22 protein-coding genes are annotated in these 26,641 nt (G+C 58.6%); 6 read left to right on the top strand and 16 right to left on the bottom strand.

Annotated elements, in window-relative coordinates; translation table 11 throughout:
- Positions 1–206: 206 nt before the first annotated feature.
- Both DQN55_RS21375 and fdhD read right to left on the bottom strand, forming a co-directional pair.
- Positions 207–2,555, bottom strand: a complete 2,349-nt coding sequence (locus DQN55_RS21375; RefSeq protein WP_048383867.1) for an FdhF/YdeP family oxidoreductase — start codon at positions 2,553–2,555, stop codon at positions 207–209.
- Positions 2,552–3,391 carry a formate dehydrogenase accessory sulfurtransferase FdhD gene (fdhD, locus tag DQN55_RS21370; protein ID WP_048383870.1) on the bottom strand — a complete coding sequence of 280 codons (840 nt, stop codon included), beginning with the start codon at positions 3,389–3,391 and terminating at the stop codon, positions 2,552–2,554. Before fdhD ends, DQN55_RS21375 begins: the two co-directional genes overlap by 4 nt.
- A gap of 191 nt (positions 3,392–3,582) precedes the next feature.
- Here fdhD and lysM point away from each other — a divergent pair, with 191 nt between their 5' ends.
- Positions 3,583–4,023, top strand: a complete 441-nt coding sequence (gene lysM, locus DQN55_RS21365; RefSeq protein ID WP_048383872.1) for a peptidoglycan-binding protein LysM — start codon at positions 3,583–3,585, stop codon at positions 4,021–4,023.
- A 53-nt stretch (positions 4,024–4,076) separates the two neighbouring features.
- Here lysM and yrfG read toward each other — a convergent pair whose 3' ends face one another.
- On the bottom strand, positions 4,077–4,739 hold the full coding sequence (gene yrfG, locus DQN55_RS21360; RefSeq protein ID WP_048383874.1) for a GMP/IMP nucleotidase: 663 nt from the start codon (positions 4,737–4,739) through the stop codon (positions 4,077–4,079).
- Between the two features lie 87 nt (positions 4,740–4,826).
- Between yrfG and nudE the strand changes: the two genes are divergently transcribed.
- Complete coding sequence (gene nudE / locus DQN55_RS21355) at positions 4,827–5,393, top strand: ADP compounds hydrolase NudE (protein WP_048383876.1); 567 nt, start codon at positions 4,827–4,829, stop codon at positions 5,391–5,393.
- An 8-nt stretch (positions 5,394–5,401) separates the two neighbouring features.
- Positions 5,402–6,235 (top strand): 3'(2'),5'-bisphosphate nucleotidase CysQ, encoded by an 834-nt coding sequence (gene cysQ / locus DQN55_RS21350; protein WP_048383878.1) that lies wholly within the window; start codon positions 5,402–5,404, stop codon positions 6,233–6,235.
- A gap of 34 nt (positions 6,236–6,269) precedes the next feature.
- Here cysQ and DQN55_RS21345 read toward each other — a convergent pair whose 3' ends face one another.
- The 6 genes from DQN55_RS21345 to rfbB all read right to left on the bottom strand — a co-directional run bounded on the left by DQN55_RS21345 (position 6,270) and on the right by rfbB (position 12,760).
- Entirely contained in the window at positions 6,270–6,725 is a 456-nt protein-coding gene (locus DQN55_RS21345; protein ID WP_048383880.1) for a thioesterase domain-containing protein, read from the bottom strand.
- A gap of 21 nt (positions 6,726–6,746) precedes the next feature.
- On the bottom strand, positions 6,747–8,141 hold the full coding sequence (locus DQN55_RS21340; protein ID WP_048383883.1) for a sigma-54-dependent transcriptional regulator: 1,395 nt from the start codon (positions 8,139–8,141) through the stop codon (positions 6,747–6,749).
- Entirely contained in the window at positions 8,138–9,952 is a 1,815-nt protein-coding gene (locus DQN55_RS21335) for a sensor histidine kinase (RefSeq protein WP_048383884.1), read from the bottom strand. Before DQN55_RS21335 ends, DQN55_RS21340 begins: the two co-directional genes overlap by 4 nt.
- 129 nt (positions 9,953–10,081) lie before the next feature.
- On the bottom strand, positions 10,082–10,576 hold the full coding sequence (locus tag DQN55_RS21330) for a DUF3916 domain-containing protein (protein ID WP_231995632.1): 495 nt from the start codon (positions 10,574–10,576) through the stop codon (positions 10,082–10,084).
- 214 nt (positions 10,577–10,790) lie between these two features.
- A complete protein-coding gene (rfbD, locus tag DQN55_RS21325; RefSeq protein WP_172601037.1) occupies positions 10,791–11,681 on the bottom strand; it encodes a dTDP-4-dehydrorhamnose reductase in 891 nt (296 codons plus the stop codon).
- A complete protein-coding gene (gene rfbB, locus DQN55_RS21320) occupies positions 11,678–12,760 on the bottom strand; it encodes a dTDP-glucose 4,6-dehydratase (RefSeq protein WP_048383886.1) in 1,083 nt (360 codons plus the stop codon). The genes rfbD and rfbB overlap by 4 nt, the downstream gene beginning before the upstream one ends.
- Positions 12,761–13,099: 339 nt before the next feature.
- On the opposite strand from rfbB, the gene aguA reads away from it, so the two are divergent.
- Positions 13,100–14,206 (top strand): agmatine deiminase, encoded by a 1,107-nt coding sequence (gene aguA, locus DQN55_RS21315; protein WP_048383887.1) that lies wholly within the window; start codon positions 13,100–13,102, stop codon positions 14,204–14,206.
- 56 nt (positions 14,207–14,262) lie between these two features.
- Here the strand turns inward: aguA and DQN55_RS21310 are convergent, their stop codons facing one another.
- Complete coding sequence (locus DQN55_RS21310; protein ID WP_048383890.1) at positions 14,263–16,335, bottom strand: TonB-dependent receptor; 2,073 nt, start codon at positions 16,333–16,335, stop codon at positions 14,263–14,265.
- A 257-nt stretch (positions 16,336–16,592) separates the two neighbouring features.
- Between DQN55_RS21310 and DQN55_RS21305 the strand changes: the two genes are divergently transcribed.
- The gene (locus DQN55_RS21305; RefSeq protein ID WP_048383892.1) at positions 16,593–17,288 is read left to right on the top strand and encodes a DsbA family protein; all 696 of its coding nucleotides are present in this window, start codon (positions 16,593–16,595) and stop codon (positions 17,286–17,288) included.
- Between the two features lie 252 nt (positions 17,289–17,540).
- The gene (locus DQN55_RS21300) at positions 17,541–18,824 is read left to right on the top strand and encodes an OprD family porin (RefSeq protein WP_048383899.1); all 1,284 of its coding nucleotides are present in this window, start codon (positions 17,541–17,543) and stop codon (positions 18,822–18,824) included.
- A gap of 86 nt (positions 18,825–18,910) precedes the next feature.
- On the opposite strand, the gene dsdC is transcribed toward DQN55_RS21300, so the two are convergent.
- The 6 genes from dsdC to DQN55_RS21270 form a co-directional block, all read right to left on the bottom strand.
- Positions 18,911–19,876: a DNA-binding transcriptional regulator DsdC gene (gene dsdC, locus DQN55_RS21295; protein WP_048383900.1), complete on the bottom strand. Its 966-nt coding sequence runs from the start codon at positions 19,874–19,876 to the stop codon at positions 18,911–18,913.
- A gap of 83 nt (positions 19,877–19,959) precedes the next feature.
- Positions 19,960–21,306 carry a D-serine ammonia-lyase gene (gene dsdA / locus DQN55_RS21290; RefSeq protein WP_048383901.1) on the bottom strand — a complete coding sequence of 449 codons (1,347 nt, stop codon included), beginning with the start codon at positions 21,304–21,306 and terminating at the stop codon, positions 19,960–19,962.
- A gap of 211 nt (positions 21,307–21,517) precedes the next feature.
- Positions 21,518–23,956 carry a TonB-dependent siderophore receptor gene (locus tag DQN55_RS21285; protein ID WP_048383902.1) on the bottom strand — a complete coding sequence of 813 codons (2,439 nt, stop codon included), beginning with the start codon at positions 23,954–23,956 and terminating at the stop codon, positions 21,518–21,520.
- Between the two features lie 113 nt (positions 23,957–24,069).
- On the bottom strand, positions 24,070–25,017 hold the full coding sequence (locus DQN55_RS21280; protein WP_048383903.1) for a FecR domain-containing protein: 948 nt from the start codon (positions 25,015–25,017) through the stop codon (positions 24,070–24,072).
- Positions 25,017–25,517, bottom strand: a complete 501-nt coding sequence (locus DQN55_RS21275) for a sigma-70 family RNA polymerase sigma factor (protein WP_048383904.1) — start codon at positions 25,515–25,517, stop codon at positions 25,017–25,019. The genes DQN55_RS21280 and DQN55_RS21275 overlap by 1 nt, the downstream gene beginning before the upstream one ends.
- A 73-nt stretch (positions 25,518–25,590) precedes the next feature.
- Positions 25,591–26,490 carry a LysR family transcriptional regulator gene (locus DQN55_RS21270; protein ID WP_048383906.1) on the bottom strand — a complete coding sequence of 300 codons (900 nt, stop codon included), beginning with the start codon at positions 26,488–26,490 and terminating at the stop codon, positions 25,591–25,593.
- Between the last annotated feature and the right edge of the window lie 151 nt (positions 26,491–26,641).

Genomic DNA, 26,641 nt, shown 5'->3' with positions numbered 1-26,641 from the left:
TGACGACGCGATCCTGAGGCTGCAGGGCGTTGCTGACAATCAAAATCCGACCAGTAACACGAGTTGTACACAATTTTCTAAGTTATTGTTTTTAGTCGGGAACTTAATCAAATTTCGATGGTCTGTTTATTAGTTCGGACAGGCCGCTTTCGCAGGAAAGCGGCCTTTTTTGTGCCTGGAATATGACCCGTGGGCGCTGCGACGGGTTATCCCGCGTTGGCCGCGATCAGTACCGAAGGGCTGGCCGCCTCCAGACAAATGGCCACGAACTTGGATGTCGGTGTGTGGCTGCCGGCGCCGGTGCTTTCCAGAGGCACCAGCGGGTTCACCTCAGGGTAATAAGCGGCGGCTTGTCCGGCCGGGATATCAAAGGCCAGCAAGGTGAAGTTCTTGACCCGGCGCTCATGCTGGTCGTTCCAGATTGAAACGATATCCACTTTCTGTCCCGGCTTGAAGCCCAGTCGAACAATGTCGGCTTCATTGACGAACAACACATCACGCTGACCCTTCACCCCACGGTAACGGTCATCAAGCCCATAAATCGTGGTGTTGTACTGATCATGTGAACGCATCGACTGCAGGATCAGGTCGGGCAGCCGGCCTGTGGCACGGGTGCGTTCGTCTATCAGGTCACCTGGCAACACGTTGGGGCGGAAGTTGGCCCGTTTTGTCGGAGTGTTCCACTGCCGGGCCCCGGCCGAGTTGCCGAGATAAAAGCCGCCCGGGTGCTGCAGACGGGTGTTGAAATCCTTGAAGCCGGGAATGGTGTCGGCGATCAGCTCGCGAATACGGCTGTAGTCAGCCACGACCCAGTTCCAGTCGATGGGGTGGGTGCCCAATGTGGCAGCCGCCATACCGGCGATGATTGCAGGCTCCGAACGCATCTGGCTGGACAGCGGCTGCAGTTGGCCGTTGGAGGCGTGCACCATGCTGAACGAGTCCTCCACGGTGACGGCCTGCGGGCCTTGAGCCTGGATATCGATATCGGTGCGGCCAAGGCACGGCAAAATCAGCGCTTCCTTGCCGTGCATCAGATGGCTGCGGTTGAGTTTGGTACTGATCTGCACCGTCAGATCGCAATTTCGCAGGGCTTGCGCGGTTCGCGGGCTATCCGGGGTGGCCTGGGCAAAGTTGCCGCCCAGACCGATAAACACCTTGGCCCGGCCTTCGAGCATGGCGTGGATGGCTTCCACCACGTTGTGGCCGTTCTCTCGGGGGACCTTGAATTTGAAGCGACTCTCGAGCGCGTCAAGAAAGGCCACAGGCGGGCGTTCATTGATGCCCATGGTGCGGTCGCCCTGCACGTTGCTGTGACCGCGCACCGGACACAGGCCGGCTCCCGGGCGGCCGATGTTGCCGCGCAGCAGCATCAGGTTGGCGATTTCCTGGATGGTCTGTACGGAATGACGATGCTGGGTAATCCCCATCGCCCAGCACATGATGACGTTTTTGCCCTTGAGGTACATGCGCGCGGCACGTTCGATATCGACCAGCGTCAGGCCGGACTGCTCGACAAGATGATCCCAGGCGGTGTCATCGAGGCTGGCGGTGTAATCAAGGATACCCGTCGTATGTTCATTCAAAAAACCATGGTCGAACACGGCTGGTTCGCCAGCGGCCTGGGCATCGCGTTCCCACTGCAAAAGAAACTTGGCCATGCCGCGCAATAGCGCCATGTCGCCGCCCAATGCGGGACGCAGGTAGGCGGTGTTGGTTGGACGGTCGCCGTTGGTGAGCATCTCGAGCGGGTGCTGCGGGTGCTGGAAGCGTTCCAGGCCGCGCTCTTTGAGCGGGTTCACACACACCACCTGAGCGCCGCGTTTAACCGCTTCTCGCAGCGGTTCAAGCATGCGCGGGTGGTTGGTGCCCGGGTTCTGGCCCAATACGAATATGGCGTCGGCGTGTTCAAAGTCGTCGAACGTTACCGTGCCTTTGCCGACGCCGATACTTTGCGCCAAGGCCACACCGCTGGCTTCATGGCACATGTTCGAGCAGTCGGGAAAGTTGTTGCTGCCAAACGCACGTATAAACAGTTGGTACAGATACGCAGCTTCGTTGCTGGCACGTCCTGAGGTATAGAACTCGGCCTGATCAGGGCTGGCCAGGTCCTGTAAATGCTCGGCGATCAGTGCAAACGCGGCCTCCCAGCTGACGGGGGTGTAACGGTCGGTTTCTGGGTTGTAGCGCATCGGTTCGGTCAGGCGGCCCTGATACTCCAGCCAGTAATCGCTTTGCTCCAGCAACGCGCTGACACTGTGCTTGGCGAAAAAAGCGGCATCGACGCGACGTTTGGTGGCTTCCCAGTTCACCGCCTTGGCGCCGTTCTCGCAAAATTTGACCAAGCCGCTTTCCGGGGAATCGCCCCAGGCGCACCCCGGGCAGTCGAAGCCGCCATTCTGGTTGGTCTTGAGCATCATGCGCAGGTTCTTCAAGGCGTTGTCACTGGTCAACCAGGCTTGCGCCACACTGATCAGTGCACCCCAGCCGCCGGCCGGCCCTTTGTAAGGCTTGTAGCGCGGGGTCGGGGTTTTGTCTGCTTGATGATGAGTGCTCACGCTTGATTCTCCTGCGCGGGGCTGTACACCCGTGGCGCACTTTTTTGTGGCAGATGAATAAGGTTGAGGTTGTGGCGGCGAGCCCATTGCAGCGCAAGGCCTGTAGGCGCGGACAGGCTGATCAGGGTCTGGATGCCGGCACGCAACACTTTTTGGATCAACTCAAGGCTGCAACGGCTGGTCACGATCGCAGCTCCGCCGTCCAGGTCAATGTCCTGGCGTATCAGAGCACCGATCAGTTTATCCAGCGCGTTGTGGCGACCGATGTCTTCGCGGCCCAGCAGCAACTCACCTTGGTCATTCATGAAAACGGCGGCATGCACCGCCCCGCAATGTTGGCCCAGTGGCTGAAAGGCACTGATACGCTGACGCAAACCGTCGAGCCACTGCGCGGGTGGCAGGGCTGCCCCGGCCAGGACCTTGAGCTCAGGCAGTGCCTGCTCCAGGGCTTCGACGCCACACAGGCCGCAGCCGCTGGTGCCCGCCAGTTGCCGGCGTTGCTGCTTGAGGTTCCAGAACGCACGGCTGGCAATTTCGACGTCTGCGTATTGGGCAGAGCCGTTACCTGTGAGCCTGAGATCGTAGATTTCGCTGGCATCGTGAATGATGCCGCTGCCCAGGCTGAAGCCGACGATAAAGTCTTCGAGGTCAGTGGGGGTCACCAGCATTACGGCCTGGTTGATCCCGTTGAAGGCAATCGCCAAAGCGACTTCTTCGGCCAGGGCGGTTTCAGCGCCACTGCTGTGATCCAGCGTAACGTAGTGATAAGTCTGACTTGCAGCGGGCGCGGACGAAACAGAGGCAGGCGCCGCGCACTGGGGGGGCTTGGCGTTCATAGGACTTTACCGAGATCAATCTCAAGCGCTTAGCCTAGGCGCGACACCGTGTCACGTCTAATTGCTAGTACTGATCTATTGATAGATGGCGTCGATCAAGAACACTTTCAGCGTGCGTGCCTCGGAACCCGCTTTGGCAATATTGGTCTACGCTCATGTATCTGGATATTCCAACCCTAGGAGCGTGACGAATGAGTATTTTTAGCTTTGTGAAAGAAGCCGGCGAAAAACTGATCGACCTGCTGACACCGGGCAACGCCAATGCCAGCGAGCAACTCAAAGAGCACGTACAAAAAGTAGGTTTGGGAAACCCTAATATTACGGCCACCGTTGAAGGCGACAAGGTGACGGTGAGCGGCGAAGTGGCCACCCAGGAAGAGAAAGAAAAAATCATTCTGGCGGCCGGTAACATCGAAGGCGTTGGCAGTGTTGACGACCAAATTACCGTGACGGGCCCGTCCGTTGTGGCTTCGCGTTTCGTCGTGGTGAAAAAAGGCGACACCCTGAGCGCGATTTCGCTGCAGGTCTACGGCAACGCCAACCAGTACAACAAAATTTTCGAAGCCAACAAACCGATGCTCAAGGACCCGAACAAGATCTACCCGGGTCAAACCCTGCGTATTCCTGAGTAATCCCGCTCTCTGACAGGCGCGGCCAAGCTCGCACCTGTCAGAGGCTGCAGGTATTAAAGCCCTTCCAGCAACTCGCGGTAATCCCCCAACGCTGCAAACTCCTGAGTGTCTTTCGGGCCTTTTCGGCTGTCCGGCTGTTTGACAGCCAGCAAGTGGGCCACGCCAAAATCCCGGGCACTGCGCAAAATCGGCAAGGTGTCATCGATAAACAGGCTGCGGCCGGGTTCAAAGCCGATATCCGCTTGCAGTGCGTCCCAAAACGCGGGACTTTCTTTAGGGAAGCCATAATCATGGGAGCTGATCAGCCGCTCGAAATAGGGCGCCAGCTCGATCCGTTCCAGTTTCAGCGACAACGAATCACGGTGAGCATTGGTGATCATGATGACCCGCTTGCCGGCCTGCTTGATCGCGGCTAAAAAGGTATCTGCATCGGGGCGCAAGGCAATCAGGTGGGCCGTTTCCAGTTTGAGCTCGCGCACCGGGATCTTCAGTTCGCGGCTCCAGAAGTCCAGGCAATACCATTGCAGCTGCCCGGCATTACGTTCGAACAAAGGCGTCAGCTCAAGCTCTGCCATTGCACGGCTGATGCCATGCAGGTCGGCATAGCGCTGGGGCAGGTGTTCCAGCCAAAAATGGTTGTCGTAGTGCAGGTCGAGCAGCGTGCCGTCCATGTCGAGCAGCACGGTATCAATGTCGCGCCAGGGTAACGCCGTCATGCAAACTTCTCCCGCAATAGAAAAACATCCGACACAAACAATCGGAAAAGCCGGGGTATAGTAACCCGTTCATATTAAGGAGCCCCTATGCGCCAAAAACCCACCGTGCTTGCCCGTGAAATTGTTGCCAGTAGCCGATTGTTTCGGGTCGAAGAAGTGCAGCTGCGTTTCTCCAATGGCGTTGAACGCACTTACGAACGGCTGGTGGGGCGTGGCACTGGTTATGGGGCTGTGATGATTGTGGCGATGATCGATACTGAACACGCCATCCTGGTCGAAGAATATTGCGGCGGCACGGATGAATATGAAGTGTCGTTGCCCAAAGGTCTTATCGAGCCAGGCGAAGATGTACTGGCGGCAGCCGAGCGAGAGCTCAAAGAGGAAGCCGGGTACGGCGCTCGTCAACTTGAGCACCTGACAGAGCTGTCGTTGTCGCCCGGTTACATGAGCCAGAAAATCCAGGTGGTGCTGGCCACCGAGCTTTACGAAGCACGGCTGGAAGGCGACGAGCCGGAGCCTATGCGAGTGGATCGGGTCAATCTGCGTGAGTTGTCGACGCTGGTACAGAACCCGCAGTTCAGCGAGGGACGTGCCTTGGCGGCGCTGTACCTGGTGCGTGATCTGTTGACTCAGCGCGGTGTGTTTCAGCCATGACCACCCCTATGGCTCATTTACCCCATCCATTGCTGGCCCCGGTCATTGAGCTGGCCCATCGTGCTGGCGAAGCGATCCTGCCATTCTGGCGCGCTGATGTGGCGGTTACGGCCAAAGCCGATGATTCCCCGGTCACGGCAGCGGACCTGGCGGCTCATCAGGTCTTGCTCGATGGCCTGACGGCGCTGGACCCGGGCATTCCGGTGCTCTCGGAAGAAGACGCCAATATCCCGCAAAGCGTGCGTGCCGGCTGGACCCGCTGGTGGCTGGTGGATCCGCTCGATGGCACTAAAGAGTTCATTTCTGGCAGTGAAGAGTTCACCGTCAATATCGCGCTGATTGAACAGGGCCGAGTGGTATTCGGCGTGGTTTCAATGCCCACCAGCGGTCGTTGCTACTACGGTGGGGCGGGTTTGGGGGCATGGCGTGCGGATGCGGACGTGATTGTACCGATCACCGTGCGTACTCAGCCGCCAGCAGGCGATGCACTGATCGTGGTTGCCAGTCGCCGGCATTCCAGCCCCGAACAAGAGCATCTGCTCGCCGGCCTTGAAGGGTGTGTGGGCGCGTTGCAAATGGCCAATGTCGGTAGCTCATTGAAGTTCTGCCTGTTGGCCGAGGGCGCCGCTGATTGTTACCCGCGCTTGGCGCCGACCTCGCAATGGGACACCGCTGCAGCTCAGGGCGTACTCGAAGGGGCAGGCGGAGTGGTGCTGCAACTGGACGGCACGTCATTCAGCTATCCCCCCCGGGAGTCGCTGCTCAACGCCTCGTTTCTGGCGCTGCCGGCCGATGCGCCGTGGCGCGACAGCTTGCTGACATTGGCTCGAGGCCTGGCGTAGCAGGCGTAAATCGCCGGTAGCCGAGCCCGGACGATTAGCGGTGCAGAACGTACTGCCCGGTAAACCGCACCGCATCGTCCGCGCCTTCAGCATTGATCACCCGCGTATCGAGGCTCAGACGTGCCCGGCCGTAGCGCTTGTACATCGTCAGAAATTTGTTCCACGCAGCGTCTGCGGGTGCATCGCACAGCACGATCGCGTCCTGGGTGACCGGCAGCGGGTAGCTGATGTGGCCCTCCTGAATCACGATATGTCCGTCCTCGATGCCCGCTTCGCGCAAGCGCATGTGCAGCCAGCCCCAGCCGGCGAGCACGGCGCCGCAGTAAAGGCTGCCGCCAAACAAGGTGCTTTTATGATTGATATTGGCGGCCAGGGGGAGATGCAGACGCAATTGATGGTCTTGCCAGCTCAGTACCTTAAGACCCATTTCACGGGTGAGCGGAATGTCGTGGTGGAGGACGGATTCCAGGTAACGACTGTCGCGGTTCATGCAATGGGCTCCTTGCTCAGGTTAATCGAGATCATCAGTGTGGCTATTATTGCCGCTCTCAAAATTCAATCCGTGTTTGCGCAGCTTGTCATGCAAGGTTTTGCGTGGCACACCCAAGGCTTCGGCCAGGCTGCGCATTGAGCTGTGAGAGCGTTCGAGTTCGGCAGCAATCAGGCTCTTTTCGAACTGTTCAACCTGCTCGCTCAGGCCGCCCGAAGCCTCGGGCATGAACGCCTGCATGGCCTCGTCATGGCTTTCATCGAGGGCCAGTTCCAGCCCAAGAGCAAAACGTTCGGCGACGTTCTGCAGTTCGCGCACGTTGCCAGGCCAAGTATGGCGCAGTAACAGCGCACGCTGTGCCGGCTGCAGCACATTGGGGGGCATGCCATGGCGGATGCTGGCTTCGTCGGCAAAGTATTTGAACAGCATCAGCACGTCTTCACCCCGTTCGCGCAAGGGTGCGATGCGTAACGGCGCAACGTTGAGACGGTAATACAAGTCAGCGCGGAACCGGCCCTGATCGGCCGCCTGACGCAAGTCTTCCTTGGTGGCGGCGATCACCCGGATATCCAGCGCAATCAGTTGGTTGCCCCCCAGGCGCTCGACCACCCGCTCTTGCAGCATGCGCAGTAACTTGACCTGCACGTCCAGGCTCATGCTTTCAATTTCGTCGAGAAACAGCGTGCCGCCATTGGCAAATTCGAACTTGCCGATACGGCGTTTTTGCGCACCGGTAAAGGCTCCGGGTTCATGACCGAACAGCTCGCTTTCAACCACCGATTCGGCCAGCGCACCGGCATTGATTGCCACGAACGGGCCGTTGCGGCGGCTGGACAAGTCATGCAGCGCTCGCGCAACGACCTCTTTGCCAGAGCCGGTTTCGCCCAGAATCAACACGTCGGCCTTGGTCGCCGCCAGGGCACCGATTTGCTCACGCAGGCGCAACATGGCCGGTGACAGGCCTACCAGGCGTGTGCTCAATTGCTGGCGATCGCTCAAGGCCAGGCGCAGGCTGCGGTTGTCCAGCACCAGGGCACGCAGGGCCAGTGCCCGGCGTACGCTGTCGAGCAAGGCGTCGCTGGCGAAGGGTTTTTCAAGAAAGTCGTAGGCGCCGGCACGCATGGCCTGCACGGCCAGCGGGACGTCACCATGGCCGGTGATCAGCAACACGGGCAGATCCGGGTCCTGGCCGTGCAACTGGGCCAGCAACTCAAGGCCGTCCATGCCCGGCATACGGATGTCACTCACCACGACGCCTGGCCAGTTGCGTTCAATGCGCTCGGCCAGACCGGTGGCTTCGGCCAGTGGCAGCACCTTGAGGCCCGCGAGGTCGAGGGTTTGATACAGCGCCTGGCGCAGGTGCGGGTCATCATCGATCAGGATGATCTGAACGCGCGGATCGATGGGTTGGCTCATGACCTTGAGTCCTCGGGTGCTTGCAAACTGACGCCTGGCGCGCCTGCGCGCAGTCGCAGGGTAATTAACGCGCCGCCTTCTTTATGGTTGGAGAACAGCAACTCGCCTCCAAACCCGCGGATCAGGGTGTCGCATATGGCCAACCCAAGGCCAAGCCCCTGAGTGCGGGTTTTGGTGGTGTAAAACGGCTCACCGGCGCGGCCCAGCGCCTCCATGCAAAAGCCCGGGCCATTATCGCGAATGTACACAGTGACGCCTTCTGCGGTGGATTCGGCACTTAGCCACAAGCGTCGCGGCGGCCCCTTTTCAGTCAACGCATCGAGGGCGTTGGCCAGCAAGTTACCCAGCACCTGACGCAAGCGGGTTTCACCGGCTTCGACCCATAGCGTGGCAGCAGGCAAGTCGCGAATCAGCTCGACCTCCATGCTGCGTCGACGCTTGGCCAGCAACGCCAGGGCATCATCCAGTGCCGGTTGCAGGGCGACGCTTTCCGGCGCATGCCGATCACGACGGGCGAAAGCGCGCAGGTGGGCAATGATCGAGGCCATGCGCCCGGTCAGTTCGTTGATCAGCTTGAGGTTGCCGCGGGCATCATCAATGCGTTGGTGATCGAGCAGCACTTCGGCGTTTTCGGCATAGCTGCGGATGGCCGCCAAAGGCTGGTTCAGCTCATGGCTGATACTGGCGGACATAGTGCCCAACGCTGACAGTTTGCCCGCCTGCACCAGATCGTCCTGGGCACGCACCAGCTCCTGTTGCGCATGCTCGCGCTCCAGCACTTCTTCACGCAAACGCCGGTTGAGCCCTTCCAGGTCACTGGTCCGTTCTGCCACGCGCATTTCAAGTTCGCGGCGGGTCTTGGCTTCAAACGCGATGCGATCCAGGTAATGGCGCCGGCGTTGCATCATCAAACCAATCAGCAGCATGACCACCAGCAAGGTGGCTCCGCCAATGGCCAGCACCGTGCGCACGGGGCGATCGATCAGCGTTCGCGGGGCAAGAATATTGACGCTCCAGCCTGTTTCATCGATTTTCTTGGTCTGAACCAGCCAGGCATTGAAATCGAGTTTGAGCGGCTTTGGGTCTCTAGTCGGGTAGGGCAAGACTGCAAAAATGGCCTGGCGTTCTTCTTCCGACAGCTCACGCGTCGCTCTGAAGCGCCACTCTGGCCGCGAAGTGAGGATCACCACGCCATAGTTATCGGTCATCAACAGTTGTTCAGGTGTCTTGCCCCACAGCTGCTCGGTGTGGTCCAGGTCAACCTTGACCACCAGCACGCCCATTTTTTTATCGCTATCGAGCACGGGGGCAGCAAAGTAGTAACCGCGCTTGCCCGAGGTGGTGCCCAGGCCAAAGAAACGCCCCAGCTTGCCTTCCATCGCCTCGCTGAAATACGGCCGAAACGCGAAGTTGCGCCCGATAAAGCTGTCGCTCTTGTCCCAGTTCGAGGCGGCCAGGGTGTCGCCGTGAGCATCCACCAGGTACATGACTTCAGCGCCCGTCTGGTTGCTGATTTCATTGAGCAACTGATTGGCTTTGGCCAGGTTCAACGGGTTTTCGGGGTCGGCCAGCAGGGCTTGCAATGCCGGCAGCTCGCCGAGGATTTGCGGCAGCACTTCGTAGCGGTGCAACGTCCCCAGCAAGTTGGCGACATACAGATCAAGCGTCTGCCGGTTCTGGCTGGTCAGCTCACTGCGGTAATAGCGCTCGGCCAAATGCTGCAGGGGCCACAGTAAAGGCGCCAGACACAACGCAAGTAAGGCCAGGCTGCGCCAGCGGGGTCTGCGAGGAACTGAGGGAGTTGTGATCATCGGAAGAATGCGCCACTGAAGTACGGTGCATTATGCCTAGGCTCATGGGGCGTGTAATGGGGATAAGGTGAATCCCGGGCGAGATACCTCCACCTGCAGGCATGTCGATCGTGTCATGGGTGCTGGATGTCAGGATTGATCAGGTTGGGCTGTGACTTCACCGAAGTACCAGCGTTGGCCAATGTATGCGTTCCCGTTTGCCTCAAACCCTTTGCACTCAAACGCCAGGCCCACGCACTGCATGCCGGGAGGAATCTTCAGTCCCCACTGCTCGGTCAGACCTTGACCGGTTATGCACAGGCTGTAGCCGTATTGATCGTGCGAGGGCTGCGTATGAGCACGGTGATAGTCCGCATCGGTATAGATGCACACTTCACTGGAGAACATGTCGGGCAACGAGATTGAAGCCACGATTTTGCAATCGGATGCGTCGTCGGGGCGGGCGTCAATCAGGTGCTGACACGCGTTGATCAGGTGCTGGGCACATTGGCTGCGAATGGCGTCGGTCGCTTGCTTGCCTTCAACCATTGTCGCCAGGACGGGGATCTTGAAATTGTAATAGCGTGCAGCTTGAGCCAGGTCATCGGGGAAATAGCCTTTGAAACTGTTCGCCCAGCGAGCCACGGCCCTGAGCCGCCTTGGAATGCCCCGGACCTTCTTGTTGCTGAATGCTATTTGCCGCATGTCGTGTAACTCGCAAAGGTGAATGCTGTGTTCTGAAGAACACCGACCCTAACCGAATTCATGTGTATAAAAAGTGAACCTCGAATAAACAGATGTTTCTGACTTTGTCTGTGTATGCATCTGACAAGGTTGACCAAGGTGGCGAGGTGAGCATTCAGTCTTGCTCGCTCAGGCACTCACCCAAGGCGCTGCGCCAGCCGGGCAGGCTGATGTGCCATTCGCGTTCCAGACGGCCACAGTCGAGTCGCGAGTTCAGCGGTCGCGGCGCAGGGGTCGGGTAAGCGCGGGTGGGGATGGCCACGAGGGTTGCGCACGGTTTGCCTTGGGCGATCAAGTCTTCGGCAATGGCCTGGGCAAAACCAAACCACGAAGTTTCACCCCTGGCCGTGAGGTGATAAGTGCCCCAGGCACCGGCCTCACCGGTGTGCCAGCGCTCGATCAAGGCTCGTGTACTTCGGGCTAGCGTGCCGGCCCAGGTCGGTGCGCCGATCTGATCCGCCACCACGCGGACTTCGGATCGTTGTTGCAGCAAACGCTGCAGGGTCAACAGGAAGTTTTTGCCATGGGTGGAATACACCCAACTGGTGCGCAAGATCAGATGTTGAACGCCGGTCGCGGTGATTGCGCATTCGCCCATCCATTTGCTTTTGCCATAGACACCCAGCGGGTTGGGTGTGTCGCTTTCGGTATAGGGTGCTGTTTGGGTGCCATCGAACACGTAATCGGTGGAGTAATGAATCAGCGGGATGCCCAATGCACCCGCCTCTTCAGCCAATACGCCAGGCGCGGTGCCATTGATTGCATACGCCAGCGCCGGTTCGCTTTCAGCCAGATCCACCGCGGTGTGCGCGGCGGCGTTAATGATCAGGTCGGGCGTGTGTGCCCGCACCTGAGCACGGATTTGCGCGGGCTGGTTCAGATCAAGCGTGTCGCGGCCCAGCACAATCAGTTCGCCAAGTCCGGTCAGGTGCTTTTGCAGCTCGATTGCCACTTGCCCGGTTTTGCCGATGACGAGGATTTTCAAGGGCGCTGCGGGCTGCTTCATGCCATCAGATCCCGCGGAGCAGTGAAGCCCAGGCGCTGGCCCTGATAGCTGCCGTCCTGAACGTGCTTGCACCAGTCAAGGTTATCCAGATACCACTGCACGGTTTTGCGCAGGCCGGTTTCGAAGGTTTCTTCGGGCACCCAGCCCAGTTCGCGCTCGATCTTGCTGGCGTCGATGGCATAGCGTCGGTCGTGACCGGGGCGGTCTTCGACAAAGGTAATCAGGTCGGCAAACCGTGCAATACCGGCAGGACGCTCTGGCGCGAGTTCATCAAGCAGTGAGCAAATACTGCGCACCACGTCGATGTTCTTTTGCTCATTGTGGCCACCAATGTTGTAGGTCTCGCCAACTACGCCCTTGGTCACGACATCGAGCAGGGCTCGGGCGTGGTCCTCAACGAACAGCCAGTCACGTACTTGCAGGCCATCGCCATACACGGGCAATGGTTTGCCGGCCAGCGCGTTGAGAATCACCAGCGGGATGAGTTTTTCCGGGAAATGAAAGGGCCCGTAGTTGTTCGAGCAATTGCTCAGCACTACCGGCAAACCGTAGGTGCGGTGCCAGGCCCGCACCAGATGATCCGAAGCCGCTTTACTGGCCGAATAGGGCGAACTGGGTGCGTACGGTGTGCTTTCGCTGAACCGCTCATCGATACCGTGCAAGTCGCCATACACTTCGTCGGTCGACACATGATGGAAGCGGAACGCGCGTTTGGCGGGCTCCTCAAGGGTCATCCAGTAAGCGCGAGCGGCTTCCAGCAAGCTGTAAGTGCCCACAATGTTGGTCTGGATGAAATTCGAGGGGCCATCGATGGAGCGGTCAACGTGCGACTCGGCCGCCAGGTGCATGATCGCCTGGGGCTGGAACCGTTGAAGCGTCGCGCTCACGGCGGCTTGAACGACGATATCGGCTTGAACGAATTCGTAGCGGGTATCGGTGGCGATGCTCTGCAGCGATTCAAGGTTACCGGCGTAGGTCAGCTTGTCGAGGTTAAGCACCTCGTGCCCGGTGTTCTTGATCAGATGACGGATCAGGGCTGAACCAATGAAACCGGCCCCGCCAGTCACTAAAATGCGCATGTGGATAATCCTTGATGCCCAGGCAGTCGTTAAGCGTTCGAGGCCTAGCTTGTGGGGATACAGGAAGGGGTGCAAGTCGACGTGACCGGGGGTCTTCGGAGGTTGATGACAGGCCGCGGTGATGAGGGTGTCTAATATCGATTTATATCGGTAAAATATTAAGTTAACGAGGATTAATTTGTTTTTATGCCTTTAGTTATGGATTTTTATCGATAATTAAAGCCTTCCTCATTGACGTGGATCCTGCCTGCGTCCACAGTTTTGTGCCTGTCCTGATCGCCGTCCTGACCTTTACGGCCCGATCAAACCCTTCGACGGTTACCTGGAGTCCTGATTGTTATGACCACTTTGCATAGTTCGCCGCGCGCTGACGGTTTTTACATGCCGGCTGAATGGGCTGCACAGACCCAGACCTGGATGATCTGGCCAGAGCGTCCGGACAACTGGCGCTTGGGTGGCAAACCCGCACAGGCAGCGCACGCCGCTGTGGCCAAGGCCATTGCGCGCTTTGAGCCGGTGACCGTAGGTGTCTCGGCCGGCCAGTACGAAAACGCCCGTGCCCAACTCGACGTGCCGAATATTCGCGTGGTCGAAATGTCCAGTGACGACGCGTGGGTCCGTGACAGCGGACCGACCTTCGTGATCAACGACAGCGGTGAAGTGCGTGGCGTGAATTGGGATTTCAATGCGTGGGGCGGCTTTGACGGCGGCTTGTACGCGCCGTGGAACCGCGATCAACAAGTGGCCAGCAAGGTACTGGAGATCGAGCGTTGCCCGCGCTACTACACCGAAGGTTTTGTGCTCGAAGGCGGTTCGATCCATGTGGATGGCGAAGGCACGCTGATCACCACGGCCGAGTGCCTGATGAACCGCAATCGCAACCCGCACCTGTCTCGTGAAGAGATCGAAGACGTGCTGCGCATGCAGTTGGCTGTGGATAAGATCATCTGGCTGCCGGACGGCTTGTTCAACGACGAAACCGACGGCCATGTGGATAACTTCTGCTGCTATGTGCGTCCGGGTGAAGTGTTGCTGGCCTGGACCGATGACGAACTCGATCCGAACTACGGGCGCTGCCAGGCGGCCATGAACGTGCTGCGCAACAGCACTGACGCCAAGGGTCGGCCGTTCGTGGTGCATAAAATGCCCATTCCGGGGCCGATGTACGCCACTCAAGAAGAGTGTGATGGCGTGGACAAGGTCGCCGGTAGCCAGGACCGCAATCCGTCGGAACGCCTGGCCGGCTCTTATGTGAACTTCCTGATCGTCAACGGCGGGCTGATTGCACCGAGCTTTGACGACCCGATGGACGCCGAAGCCAAGAGCATCCTGCAAAACCTCTTCCCGGACCATGAAGTGGTCATGGTCCCGGGCCGTGAACTGTTGCTGGGCGGTGGCAATATCCATTGCCTGACCCAGCAACAGCCCGCGCCGCACAAGGCGTAAGGCCGCTTAAGCCTCATTCCCGCCTTCTCCTTAAGGGAGAGGGGGGATGCGGGGCTTTAGAATCTGTACGTACCCGTCATCACCAGGCTGCGCGGTTCGCCCGGCATGATCTGTGATGCACTGGTGGCCGAGGCATAGTAATCACGGTCGGTCAGGTTGGTCAGCGCACCCCTCACATCCCAGTCTTTTTCGCGATAGCCCGCCAGCGCATCCCAGCGCCCGTAACCCGACAAGACGACAGTGTTCAGGTTGTCGGCATAACGCTGCCCCACCAGCGTCAGGCCCGTTTCGGCGTACCAGCCCATTTCCGGTTTCCAGGTAATAAACAGGCTGCCATTGTGCTTGGCCACTCCGTTGATGCGTTTGCCTTCGAAACCATTGTTGTCCTTGACCACGGTTGCGTCCTGCAGGCCTATGCCGCCGCGCATGTACCAGTTGCCACCGAGTTTGCCGTTGGCCGTCAGCTCAATACCGCGCGAGCGTTGCAGCCCGGAAAGCAGGGTGATGGTCGGATCATCCGGGTCCTTGGTGCGACGGTTGTAGAGTTCCAGCTCATACACGGCCAGGGTGGTACTCAGGCGATCCCCCATCCAGTCGCTTTTCACTCCGACCTCTTTCTGCTTGGTCAGCTCCGGGCTCAGGTCATTGGTGTTGCCGGCAGCTCCCGGGGTGATGCCGATCAAGCCACCGCCTGCCGGGGAGAACGTTTTTGTCCACGACGCGTAAAACGAGTGATTTTCCAGCGGGGTCCAGACCACACCCAGACGCGGGCTGGTGCTGTGGCTTTTACGCTCTTCAGAGATTTCTTTCAGGTTGTTGGTGGACTCGATATCAAAGCGGTCATACCGCAAGCCGGCGAGCACCTGCCATTGATCGTTGAGGCGAATCTGATCCTGAACGTACAGGCCCTGGCTTTCGACTTCAGTGTGGTTATCGCTGGATATCAGCATCGGCCCGGTTGGGCGCAGGTGGCGGTCAGGGTTATATACATCGACCGCCGGTACGCCCTTGGCGCTGTAGAGCTTCGGATCGCGACGCTGGTTGCCGATTTCCAGCCCTGTCAGCAAGCGGTGCTCCAGGCCGAACGTGTCAAAGCCGCCTTCGATCTCGATGTTATTAAAGATGTTGCGGGTGCTCATGTCCTGCTGCCAGCTCTGGCGATTGACCTTGTTGATGATGGGGTCGTAGCCGGTCAGGTAGGTGTTTTCGAACTGACTGTCGAGCTTGAATACGCCCAGGGTATGACGCAGCTGCCAGTTGTCGCTTAATTCATAGCTCAGGCGCGAGCGCAGGTTCTGGGTTTTGTCATCGATAAAGTCGTTTTGCCCGCCGTACGACGTGCCACGGCTGACATCGGCGGGACGTCCGTTGATGCTCGGGATACCGCGATCAGGGGTACGGTTGTAGCGGCTGTATTCGTACTGCACCAGCCAGTTCAGATCCGGGGTAATTTGCCAGCTTATCGAGGGTGCAAAAAGCTGGCGATTGCCGCTGACATGATCGCGAAAACTGTTCTTGTCTTCATTGCCCATGTTCAGGCGCAGGCTGACGGTGTCGCTCGGGTCCGCGCTAAGGTCGGCGTACAGGCTGCGCAAATCTTCGCTGCCTCCCTGGGCCTGAACACTCGACTGACGCCCGAATTGCGGCATTTTGCTGACGCGGTTGATGATCCCGCCCTGACTGCCCCGGCCATACAACACGGCCGCAGGCCCTTTAAGCACCTCAATGCGCTCGATGTTATGCAGGTCGCGCACGTATTGACTGTCGTCGCGAATGCCATCGAGATAAAAGTCGTTGCTGGCGTCAAAACCACGAATGCGCAGGCTGTCGAAGCGGGTATCGGCGGTGCTGCTGACGTTGGGGATCCCGCTCAGGGCTTCGCCCAGACTGTTGATCCCGTAATCGAGTACGTTGCTGGTTTTCACGGAATCGATGGCTTGCGGTACATAGCGCGCCGGAGTTGACGTGCGGGTGGCGGTGGTGACGTCTTTGACCCGAGGGTCATCGGCCTCGGCTTCGCTGGCATTGATCGACAGTTCGGGAAGCACGGTAGCAGCGGTGCCGAATCCGGCGTACAGCAAGGCGCACAGCCCCAGATTCAAGGGCGTTAAACGGCGAGGGGAAAGCATGGTTGAGAAGTGTCCGGGCGGTTGAGAGGGGGGTTATATTTTTAGGGCGCGAATGGTAATGGTTCTTGTTAGTGGGTGGTAAGGATTACCATTTGTGCTGCCTGTAAATATGTATCTGTTTGTTTCTATCTCTTCCGGATCTCACCACACCGGATTCGCCCGGTTCGCGAAACAGACTAAAAGCCATACCGGCGTTTTTCCGCTTACCTCGCAAGGCTAGGCTGGCACTCTGATTTATTGATTCTGCGGAGCAAGCCATGACTGCTACACCCGTCCTGCATTACATCTACGATCCCCTGTGTGGTTGGTGCTATGGCGCCAAGCCATTGATCGACGTGGCACGCGGCATTTTGCCGGTCGTTGCCCACGGCGGCGGGATGATGACCGGCGCGCAACGCCAGCCGGTGTCTGCGCAACTGCGCGACTACGTGATGCCTCACGATCTGCGTATCGCGCAGTACACCGGGCAGCCCTTTGGCGAGGCGTATTTCGAGGGTTTATTGCGCGACACCACGGCGGTGTTTGATTCGGCGCCGCCGACCACTGCGGTGCTGGCCGCTGAACAGCTGGGCGGACGTGGCCTTGAGATGCTGGGGCGTTTGCAAACGGCGCATTACGAAAAAGGGCGGCGCATTGCCGATAACGACGTGCTGATGGCGGTGGCTGTTGAGATGGGGCTGGAGGCCGACGCATTTCGAACGGCATACGATGCGATGAGTGGTGAGGTGACCCTGGCGCACTTCAAGACCAGTCGTCAGCTGTTGTCAAAGGTCGGTGGCCAGGGCTTTCCGACGGTCGTACTGGAACAGTCCGGGCAGTATCAAGTCATCGACCTGGGACCCTATCTGGGCAAGCCCGAAGCGTTTGCTGCCTGGCTGCGCCAGCGCGAAGGCGTAAGCGCAGAACGCGAAGGTGTATGCGCGCCAGTCTGCGGTCTGGATGGCTGCCAGTAACTGTTTCGGGTATTTCGGGCAAAGTTTTGAAGTTTTATGCCAAGTAACGAATTTTTCACGAAATTGACACCTTGCCTTCACGGCGGCTAGGATTCCCGCCAACGCCTGTGGCGATAAGCCATGCACCAAACTTTGCGAAATACCCGCATCGAGTCTTCGAGCGGGTCTTTTTTGTTTATGTGAAGCAACCACCACTCAATGTTTCAGCTTGAAACCCACAGCGCGCCTTTATTCAGTAATAAGGAAAATAAAATGTTGAACAAACGGATAGGTTTGCTTGCATTGGGTGTGCTTAGTGCGACCCAGGCCATGGCCAACGATCAAGCTGATGCAAAAGGTTTTGTCGAAGACAGTCATCTGAACGTGCTGGCGCGTAACGCGTATATCAGCCGCGACTATAAAAACCATCAACAAGATAAAGCCGAATGGGGCCAAGGCTTCCTGGGTACATTTACCTCGGGCTTTACCCAAGGCACCGTCGGTGTGGGTGTGGATGCCTTCGGCATTTACGCGCTGCGCCTTGATGGCGGTGGCGGCAAGAGCGGTGCGGGCGGCATCGACTTCTTCAAGCAGGGCGACAGTGGCAAGGCCGCTAACGACATTGCCAAGGCTGGCGCAGCTGTAAAGGTTCGCGTATCCAACACCGTGCTCAAGTACGGTGATCAGATGCCTGCGCTGCCGGTGCTGATGTACGACAACACGCGCCTGATGCCAGAGAGCTATACCGGCACACTGTTGACCTCCAAGGAAATCGACGGCCTGGAACTCAACGTCGGTCGCTTCACCGCAGAGTCGCGTAAAAGTGCCGAAGCCCGCGACAGCGGCGATCTGAAAAGCATCAACGTGTTTGGTGGCAGCTACAAGTTCACCGAGAACCTGTCGGCGTCGTTGTACGGTTCCGAGATGGAAGACGTATTGCGCAAGCAGTACTTGGGCGTGACCTACGCGATCCCGCTGCAAGACAAACAATCGCTGACGTTTGACTTCAACGGTTACCGTACTCACCTCAACGAAGACTTCGCCCGTGACGAGCTCAAAGTCGACGGTGATGACAACAAAATCTGGAGCCTGGCGGCCACTTACGCCTTTGGCGCACACTCGCTGCTGCTGGCCTACCAGAGCAGCACCGGTGAGATCGGCTACCCGTACGGTGGCTACCGTAACGCCGGCGGCGTCGGCGATGGCGGCAGCACCATTTTGCTGGCCAACTCCTACTGGTCCGACTTCAATGCCAAGGACGAGCGTTCGTGGCAGCTGGGTTACGGCTTCGACTTCGGTTCCGTCGGCATCCCGGGCCTGACCTACAACATCGCTTACGTACGCGGCAGCAACATCGACGACGGTTCAGGCCGTGGCCGTGGTACCGAGCGCGAAATCTTCAACCAGGCCAAATACGTTGTTCAAAGCGGCCCGGTCAAAGACCTGAGCGTGCGTCTGCGCGGTTCGTGGTTGCGCGTGTCGAACAACGCCAGCAACTACAACGTTGGCGGCAACGAAATACGCGTGTTCGTGGATTACCCGATCAGCGTGTTCTGATGCCAGTGGCCTGTTACACAGGCCGCACAGATCAACAAAAAACGCCCCGACTGGTTCGGGGCGTTTTTATTGGCGCGGGCAAACACCTATCCGTCCTCCTGATCATCCAGCACAGCGGATTGTCGTGCGCACTCGCGCAGCCAGTTCATAAACACCAGCAGGCGCTTGGGGATGGTACTGAGCGGTGGATGCACCAGATAATAATCGTAGTGACCAGAACGGCTGAACCCGGCGAGGGGCAGCACGAGTTCGCCGCTATCAATGTGCTTCTGTACCAACTGCTGGCGGCCAATGGCAATGCCGGCGTGATTCAGGGCCGCTGTCACGCTCAGGTCGGAGCGGTCAAAGGTCAAGGTCCGTTTGGGCAGAGCCCCCAGCAGGTTGTGTTGTTCTGCCCACAGCGTCCATTCGGCATCGAAAGCCGCATGATCCCAGGCCAGAGCGTCATGCAGCGTGGTGCAATGCTTGAGGTTTTCCGGTTGCTCATACAGACGATGGTGCTCTGCATATTCAGGGCTGCACACCGGGGCCGACTGTTCGCGCATCAATCGATGGCTTTTCAGTCCGGGGAATTCGCCATTGGCGTAATACAGGGCCAAGTCAACTTTGCGGGTTCGGAAATCAACATTGTCATTGCCTACCCGCAGGTCCAGCGAGACCAGAGGGTAACGCTCGACAAAATCAGCCAGCCTGGGCACCAGCCAGCATTGAGCGATCGAGGGCCGTACATAGAGGGCGATGGAGCCGGTAACTTCGACGCGTGAAGAGTGCTCCAATGCTTCGGACAATTCGCCCATCGCGTGCTGCAGTACTTCGAAGATGCGCTCGCCCTCATCTGTCAGGCTGACCTGTCGGGTCAGGCGCTGGAACAGCTTCATGTTCAACGCCGTTTCGAGTCGGCCGATACGGTGGCTGACGGCGCTGGCGGTCAAGCACAGTTCTTGTGCTGCCCGGGCGAAACTCAGATGACGAGCGGCGACCAGAAAGGTATGCAGGTTGGCGAACTGGCGACTGTCGAGCCGGGCGCTGATTCGAGGTGGAAGGTTAAGCACAGCGGTTTTCCCTCAAGCCAAAGGCTGACTTCTTACGGGATGTGGCAATGCGTGCATCTTGCCACATCCGCTTTGCGCTTGAGTCAGCCCAGCAACTCACGACCTTTGGCCAGGTAAGCGTCCATCTCGTCTGCAGGCACCATATTGCCCCCTGTGGCCCATATCAGATGGGTGGCGTTGTTCATGGCTTGCGGGCTCAAGCCTGCGCGGGTCAGATAGCCTTGTTGTTCGGCCTGCACCCTGGCAAAACCGGGCACGCCCGCCAGCGCGGAAGGTTCAAGGCGCAAGCCTTCGCTGCGCTCCATCAGGGCCAGCAGGCTGTACATTTCTTCGTCACTGACGGTGTAAAAGCCGTCCAGCATGCGCTGCATGGCCTTGCCGACAAAACCGGAAGCCCGGCCAACCGCCAGACCGTCTGCAGCGGTTACGTTATCGATACCGAAATCCTGCACGCTGACTTCATCGTGCAGCCCGGTGTACACGCCCAGCAGCATGCAGGGTGAGTGAGTCGGCTCGGCGAAAATGCAATGCACGGCATCGCCGAAGGCCAGCTTCAAGCCAAAGGCCACCCCGCCCGGCGCGCCACCTACTCCGCAGGGCAGGTAAACAAACAACGGATGTTGTTCATCCACGCTGATCTGTGCCGCCGCCAGTTGTTGCTTCAAGCGTTCGCCGGCCACCGCGTAACCGAGGAACAGATTGACCGAGTTTTCGTCGTCGACGAAATGGCAGGACGGATCGGACTCCGCTTGCTGGCGACCCTGGGCTACGGCCACGCTGTAATCACTTTGGTATTCGACCACCGTTACACCGTGTGAGCGCAGCTTGTCTTTCTTCCATTGCCGGGCATCTGCCGACATATGAACGGTCACCTGAAAGCCCAGCGCAGCACCCATGATGCCGATCGACATGCCGAGGTTTCCAGTGGAGCCGACGGCTATTTTGTACTGGCCGAAAAAGGCCCGAGCCTTGTCGCTGTGCAGCAGCGCGTAGTCGTCATCAAGGGTTAGCAGCCCTCCGGCCAGGGCCAGGACTTCAGCTTGCTTGAGCACTTCATAAATCCCGCCACGGGCCTTGATCGAGCCTGAAATGGGCAGATGGCTGTCGCGCTTGAGCCACAGCGCGCCGTTGAGGCTTTGCCCGTAACGCTCGGCTAGCAATGGATGCAGATGCGTCATGGGCTGGATGTCGGACTCGATAATGCCAGCACTGCCCTCTGTTTCAGGGAAGGCCACCCGCAGGTAGGCCGCAAACCGGTCAAGGCGCGCGCTGGCGTCGGCGACATCAGCGTCAGTCAGTCCCGTATCGGTAAGCGCCTGTGCCACCGGCGCAACCCCAGGGTTGAACCAGGTGGTTTCTTGCAGCGCGATCAGCTCGCGAATCAGCGGGTAGCGGGTGCACCAGCTCTCAAGTGTTTTGCCCAAAATCATGTCGGCCTCCCTGTATTTTCATCCATTAAAGGGCATCGCTGCGCCGGCTGACAAAGGATGAATGTTCAAGGGATAGATGATGTGGGGTCATCTGTCGGGTGTGTGTCCAGGCCAAAGCCTTGCCTTGCGGTGCACTGAAGGACAAATGCAGGCGCGAGCGTACTCGCTCCTGCAGGTGAAACTCAGTCGCTTGAGTGATTGGCGGTGAGCCTCAGAAATCCCAGCGTGTGGTCAGCATGAAGTTGCGTGGCTCGCCATAGATCGCTGAGTTATAGAAGCCGATGTTGGTGTAGTAGTACTTGTCGAACACGTTGTTGACGTTGAGCGTGGTCGACAGGTTTTCCGTGAATTGATAGCGGGTCATCAGATCCACAACCCAGTAGGGTTTTTGCGAGAAATCTTCGTAGCGATCCTTGGGGCTGTTGTACATCTCTTGCCAGGCTGTGCTCTGCCAGCGTGCGCCACCGCCCACGGAGACTTTGTTCAGATCACCCTTGAGTTTGTAGATGGTGTAGAAGCTGAGCTGATCTTCGGGTTCGAAGGTCGAAATCTTTTTACCGGTGTCATCGCGCACCACCTTGTGGGTATACCCGGCCTGCAGGCTCCAGCCCGGGCTCAGCTCACCGGACACTTCCAGCTCGTAGCCCTTGGTTTTCGCGGCGGTACCCTTGAAGGCGTAGTTGGGCGGGGTGGGTGACAGGTTGTTCCAGTCATCGTCCGGGGTGGGGCGGTTGCTTTCCTTGACTTCGAAGTACGCCAGGCTGGCGTTCAGGCGGCCATCGAAAAACTCGCTCTTGAGGCCGATTTCATAGTTTTCTCCCTCGTCCGGGTCCAGCATCTTGCTGTTGCGATCCAGGTTGTAGAACTCCTGAGGCATGAACACATCGGTGTAGCTGGCATACGCGGTCAGGTAGTCGGTGAGGTCATAGGTGATGCCAGCGTAAGGAATCAAACGCCCCGACTCGCGGTAGGTATTGGTTGTACCGGTCAGGGTGTAGTCGACCACTCGCCCGCCCAGGAAGAGCTTCAAGTCATCAGTGATGTTCAGGCGCGTGGTGGCGTAGATGCCTGTCTGGCGCACGGTGTCATCGCTGATTTGCGACGCACGGCCCCAGTCAGGTTTGGCCAGGTGCCCGTTCCAGTTGAAGTAATCGACCAGGTTGGGTGTGGCGAACGTGACGTCCCAGTAACCTTTGCCTTTCCAGTTCGCGGTACTGATCGAGCCGCCCAGCACCAGTTCATGCTCTCGCCCCAGAAAATTGTAGGGGCCGCTGACATAAAGGTCGGCCGCATCGCTGGTGGTTTCGCCCTTGTAACGTTGAGCGTTGATTGTGGCGGTGCCATCAGCTGCGGGCTGGTTGAACTGGATCGCTCCCAATTGGGCATCGTAGCCATTGAGCTTGTGGTCCAGTTGCAGCTTACCCACCCAGCCACTGCCCAGATCCTGTTCCAGGGTCGCGAAGACGGTGCGGGTGTATTGCTGCCAACTGCTCCAGTCGGTGGCGTTGCTGAATGAGCGTTTGGCATCGTTGATCTCACCCGCATAGTTGTAGAGCGGAAAGCTCCCCGACCACGTAGAGCCCTGGGGTTTGTTGTCCTGATAGTCGGCACCCACGGTCAGCAATGTGTCGGGCGTCAGGTCGACTTCAAGGATGCCGTAGAACACCGAACTCTGGTTCGAGTAGCGGTCGATATACGACTGCCTGTCTTGATAGGCCGCCACGGCGCGACCGCGGACATTACCGGTTTCGGTCAACGGGCCGCTGAGGTCCACTTCGGTACGGTAGTTGTCCCAGGAACCGGCTCCTGCGGTGATATGGCCATGAAATTCGTGGGTGGGTTTTTTACGCACCAGGTTGATGGTGCCCCCCAGGGAACCTGCCCCGCTGAGCAGGCCGGAGGCGCCTTTGAGAACCTCGATCCGGTCATAGATCGCCATGTCGCTCAGGGTGTTGCCCGCCGAATAAGCGACGTTACGCACGGCGGAGGGAATCCCGTCGTACTGGAAGTTATTGATCGAGAATCCGCGGGAGTAGTAGTTGGTCCGGTCCGTGTCATAGGCCGATACGGTAATGCCGGGGGTGTGGCGCATCACGTCGTCGACATTGTCGAGCGCAAAATCATCCATGTGCTGACGGGTGATCACGCTAATCGATTGCGGCGTCTCGCGGGGTGTCAGCACCAGGCGGGTGGCCGTAGAAATGGCCCCGGGCGTGTAGGAACCGGTGCCTTCGGTCACCGTGCCCAGCTGGTTGGTGATGACTTGAGTGGCCCCCAGTTGCAGCGCCTCTTCGGGGTTGCTGGCAACAAGTACATAGCCACCGTTGCTCTGACGCTGTGCTTGCAACCCGCTGTTGGCGAGCAGACGGTCGAGGCCTTCCTCGATGCTGTACGAGCCTTCTAGTCCGGCGGTGTTGAGGTACCGGGCCTGCTCGGTGTCGAACGAAATAGTGACCCCCGCTTGCACGCCAAATTGGGTAAGGGCCTTGCCCAGCGGGCCTGCGGCGACCTGATAAGCCGTCTGGCTTTGCGCGCAAGCCTGAGTGGACATCAGTGCCAGGCCGGACACGCTGGCGAGGGATGCACCCAATACCGCCAGGCGAACAGCGCGCGTTATTTTAGTTGTGGCATTGAGGGGGAGCGGGGGCATTCGGTGATCCTTGCATGGTCATGGCAGAAACGCGCTGCGGTCGCGGCTTATGTCATTGACGGATGAGAATCGAAATCAGCAAGGTTAAAGGCCAAAGCATTTTGCGCGTTCGCTTATGCCGGTTCGATACTGACCCAGTAACGGGTCAGATAACGCACCTTCACCGGTAAGGTCTTACCCAGGTTCTCCAGAACCGTTTCGGTGTCATCGATCCGAAAAGCCCCCGAAATACTCAAGTCTTGAACCGATGTTGCACAGCGCAGTACACCCGGGCGATAGCGCCCCAGCTCCTCGACAAAGTCCCCCAGCCGCCAGTCATCCACGCTCAACATGCCTTTGACCCAGGCGGTGGAGGCGGAAGGCAAACGCTCGATTTCACCGGCGGCATCGCGATCGAAAGTGACTTGTTGCCCGGCTTCCAGCCGCAGGAGCAGATCAATGTGCCTGAGGGGGCGAATTTCCACGGCCGATTGCTCTACGCCGACCCGCGTCTGACCGGGTAACTGACGCACGCTGAAGCGGGTGCCAAGGGCGCGTATGCTGCCATCCTCGGTGTGCACGATAAATGAGCGCTGGCCCGGGTCCTTGGCGGTCTGAACCAGAATCTCGCCCTGGTGCAGGCGGATCAACCGCTGTTTGGCATCGAAGAGGATATCCAGCGCCGTGTCGCTGTTCAGTTCCAGTTGCGAGCCATCGTCCAGACGCAGCGTGCGCCGCTCCCGGATACCGGTGCGGTGTTCAGCGAGCATCGAGCGATACGGTACGTGCTCAACCGCCAGCCATGTACTGCTGCCAACGGCCAGTAGCATGCCAAGCATTTTCAAGACATCACGGCGTTGAGCTTTCGCGGCATCCAGGCTGGAGAGGGCTGCTTTTGGCGGGATCATTGCCCATTGGCTTTGAAGCTTTTCGACACGCGCCCAGGCGGCGGCGTGCTGCGGACAGGCTTGCAACCAAGCCTGCCAGGCCCGGGTCCGGGCCTCGCTGACGGCTCCGTCATTAAGCTGCACGTACCAGGTGGCAGCGGCCTCAAGCGTCTTCAAATCCGGAGCGCTGGACATCACTGCTCGACCAGCAGCAGGCAGCGGGTCATGGCGCGAATCAAATGGTTTTTGACCGTGGTGACCGACACACCGAAACGTTCAGCGGCGGCAACGTAGCTCAAGCCTTCGAGTTGCACCGCCAGAAAGATCTCACGCGTCCTGGACCCCAGCTCATCGAGCAGGTCGTCGATCGAGATCAGCGTTTCGATGATCGACAGGCGCACCTCTGGCGAAACATCCACAGGCTCCGGCCTTAATGCCAGCGCCTGCAGGTAAGCCTGCTCAATGGTGCGGCGGCGGACCTTATCGATCAAAAGCGAGCGGGCAATGGTACTCAGATAACCTCGCGGCTCGCGGATAGGCGCGTCATGGCGCGCCGTCATGACACGCAGGAACGTGTCCTGAGCAAGATCGGAAGCATCCGCCGTATTGCCCAGCCGGACGCGCAACCAGCCTTTCAGCCAACTGTTGTGATCGCGGTACAACCGATGGACCACGGAATGGTCGAGCGCCGACATGATAATGCCACCATGCGTAAATGGTAATCGATCGCATTATTGTGATGATGGCATTTTTATGCAAGGGGGTTTTCTAACTGGGCCGGTCGCTAACGAATAGCTGGCTGTGCATAAAATCGATAAAGGTCCGCAGTCTCAGAGAAAGATGTTTGCTGGAGGGCCACAAAAGTCTGAACACGCCGGTGTGAACCGTATAGTCAGCTAACACCTGAACCAGTTGCTGGTTCTTGATGGCGTTAGCCGTCATGAAGTCAGGCAGGCAAGCCATTCCCAAACCTGAACACGCCACATCGACAATCACTTCGGTGGTGTTGCACACCAGGGTCTGAGGCAGCTCGAAATCCGGCTCTGCAGTCTCAATGCGCAGCGGCCAAGGCTCGACTTTCCCTGTCGAAGGAAACTTGTGCAATAAACATGAGTGTGCAGAGAGATCCGACGGCCGTTTGGGTACACCGTGCTGTGCGAGATAGTCTGGAGACGCCACAATCTGGAGCTGAAAGCTCCCCAGCCTTTTAGAAATCAAACGCGAATCACCCGGCTCACCTGTCCGCAATACAGCATCGAAGCCTTCCTCAATAACGTCGACCATTCGATCAGAGAAATCGATATCGAGTTCTATTTCGGGGTAGGCGCGCATGAATTGAATGATGACGGGCATCACCAGGCTGCTGACGAGAGGCAAGCTGATTCGCAATTTCCCCCTCGGTTGCTCGCGGGTATTGCTTAGCTCCATTTCGGCGGCTTCAAGCTCCGCAAGTATCCGTCGGCACCGCTCAAGAAACAGTGAGCCTTCCAACGTCAGGGCAATACTGCGGGTGTTGCGCTGGAACAGGCGTACACCGAGCTTCTCCTCCAGCCTGGCAATGCTTTTACCGACGCCAGAGGAGGAAATACCTAATCGTTTCCCGGCTTCTGTGAAGCTTCGGGTTTCAGCCACCAATACGAAGAGTGAAATGCTGCCAAGCGATTCCAAGGGCTGCCCTCACTGCGGACACCAGCGTCCGATATGTTCGGATTATATGCCTGTTTTTGTTTGCGGACGTAAGCCCTAACCTCTCGATGTGCCGATCACTGCGGACAACCGTGCGCTGTGAAGCGACACCTGCGCACATCAATCAGGAAAA

This window comes from Pseudomonas taetrolens (genome assembly GCF_900475285.1).
Lineage (GTDB): Bacteria > Pseudomonadota > Gammaproteobacteria > Pseudomonadales > Pseudomonadaceae > Aquipseudomonas > Aquipseudomonas taetrolens.
This window is presented reverse-complemented; position numbering and strand designations above follow the sequence as displayed.

Excerpts from the sequence above, each read along its gene's own strand:
- rfbB (WP_048383886.1), bottom strand. The coding sequence starts at position 12,760 with ATGCGCATTTTAGTGACTGGCGGGGCCGGTTTCATTGGTTCAGCCCTG.
- DQN55_RS21310 (WP_048383890.1), bottom strand. The coding sequence starts at position 16,335 with ATGCTTTCCCCTCGCCGTTTAACGCCCTTGAATCTGGGGCTGTGCGCC.
- DQN55_RS21335 (WP_048383884.1), bottom strand. The coding sequence starts at position 9,952 with ATGATCACAACTCCCTCAGTTCCTCGCAGACCCCGCTGGCGCAGCCTG.
- DQN55_RS21275 (WP_048383904.1), bottom strand. The coding sequence starts at position 25,517 with ATGTCGGCGCTCGACCATTCCGTGGTCCATCGGTTGTACCGCGATCAC.
- DQN55_RS21285 (WP_048383902.1), bottom strand. The coding sequence starts at position 23,956 with ATGCCCCCGCTCCCCCTCAATGCCACAACTAAAATAACGCGCGCTGTT.
- aguA (WP_048383887.1), top strand. The coding sequence starts at position 13,100 with ATGACCACTTTGCATAGTTCGCCGCGCGCTGACGGTTTTTACATGCCG.
- DQN55_RS21280 (WP_048383903.1), bottom strand. The coding sequence starts at position 25,017 with ATGTCCAGCGCTCCGGATTTGAAGACGCTTGAGGCCGCTGCCACCTGG.
- lysM (WP_048383872.1), top strand. The coding sequence starts at position 3,583 with ATGAGTATTTTTAGCTTTGTGAAAGAAGCCGGCGAAAAACTGATCGAC.
- yrfG (WP_048383874.1), bottom strand. The coding sequence starts at position 4,739 with ATGACGGCGTTACCCTGGCGCGACATTGATACCGTGCTGCTCGACATG.
- fdhD (WP_048383870.1), bottom strand. The coding sequence starts at position 3,391 with ATGAACGCCAAGCCCCCCCAGTGCGCGGCGCCTGCCTCTGTTTCGTCC.
- DQN55_RS21305 (WP_048383892.1), top strand. The coding sequence starts at position 16,593 with ATGACTGCTACACCCGTCCTGCATTACATCTACGATCCCCTGTGTGGT.
- cysQ (WP_048383878.1), top strand. The coding sequence starts at position 5,402 with ATGGCTCATTTACCCCATCCATTGCTGGCCCCGGTCATTGAGCTGGCC.
- DQN55_RS21300 (WP_048383899.1), top strand. The coding sequence starts at position 17,541 with ATGTTGAACAAACGGATAGGTTTGCTTGCATTGGGTGTGCTTAGTGCG.
- nudE (WP_048383876.1), top strand. The coding sequence starts at position 4,827 with ATGCGCCAAAAACCCACCGTGCTTGCCCGTGAAATTGTTGCCAGTAGC.
- rfbD (WP_172601037.1), bottom strand. The coding sequence starts at position 11,681 with ATGAAGCAGCCCGCAGCGCCCTTGAAAATCCTCGTCATCGGCAAAACC.
- DQN55_RS21340 (WP_048383883.1), bottom strand. The coding sequence starts at position 8,141 with ATGAGCCAACCCATCGATCCGCGCGTTCAGATCATCCTGATCGATGAT.
- dsdA (WP_048383901.1), bottom strand. The coding sequence starts at position 21,306 with ATGATTTTGGGCAAAACACTTGAGAGCTGGTGCACCCGCTACCCGCTG.
- DQN55_RS21345 (WP_048383880.1), bottom strand. The coding sequence starts at position 6,725 with ATGAACCGCGACAGTCGTTACCTGGAATCCGTCCTCCACCACGACATT.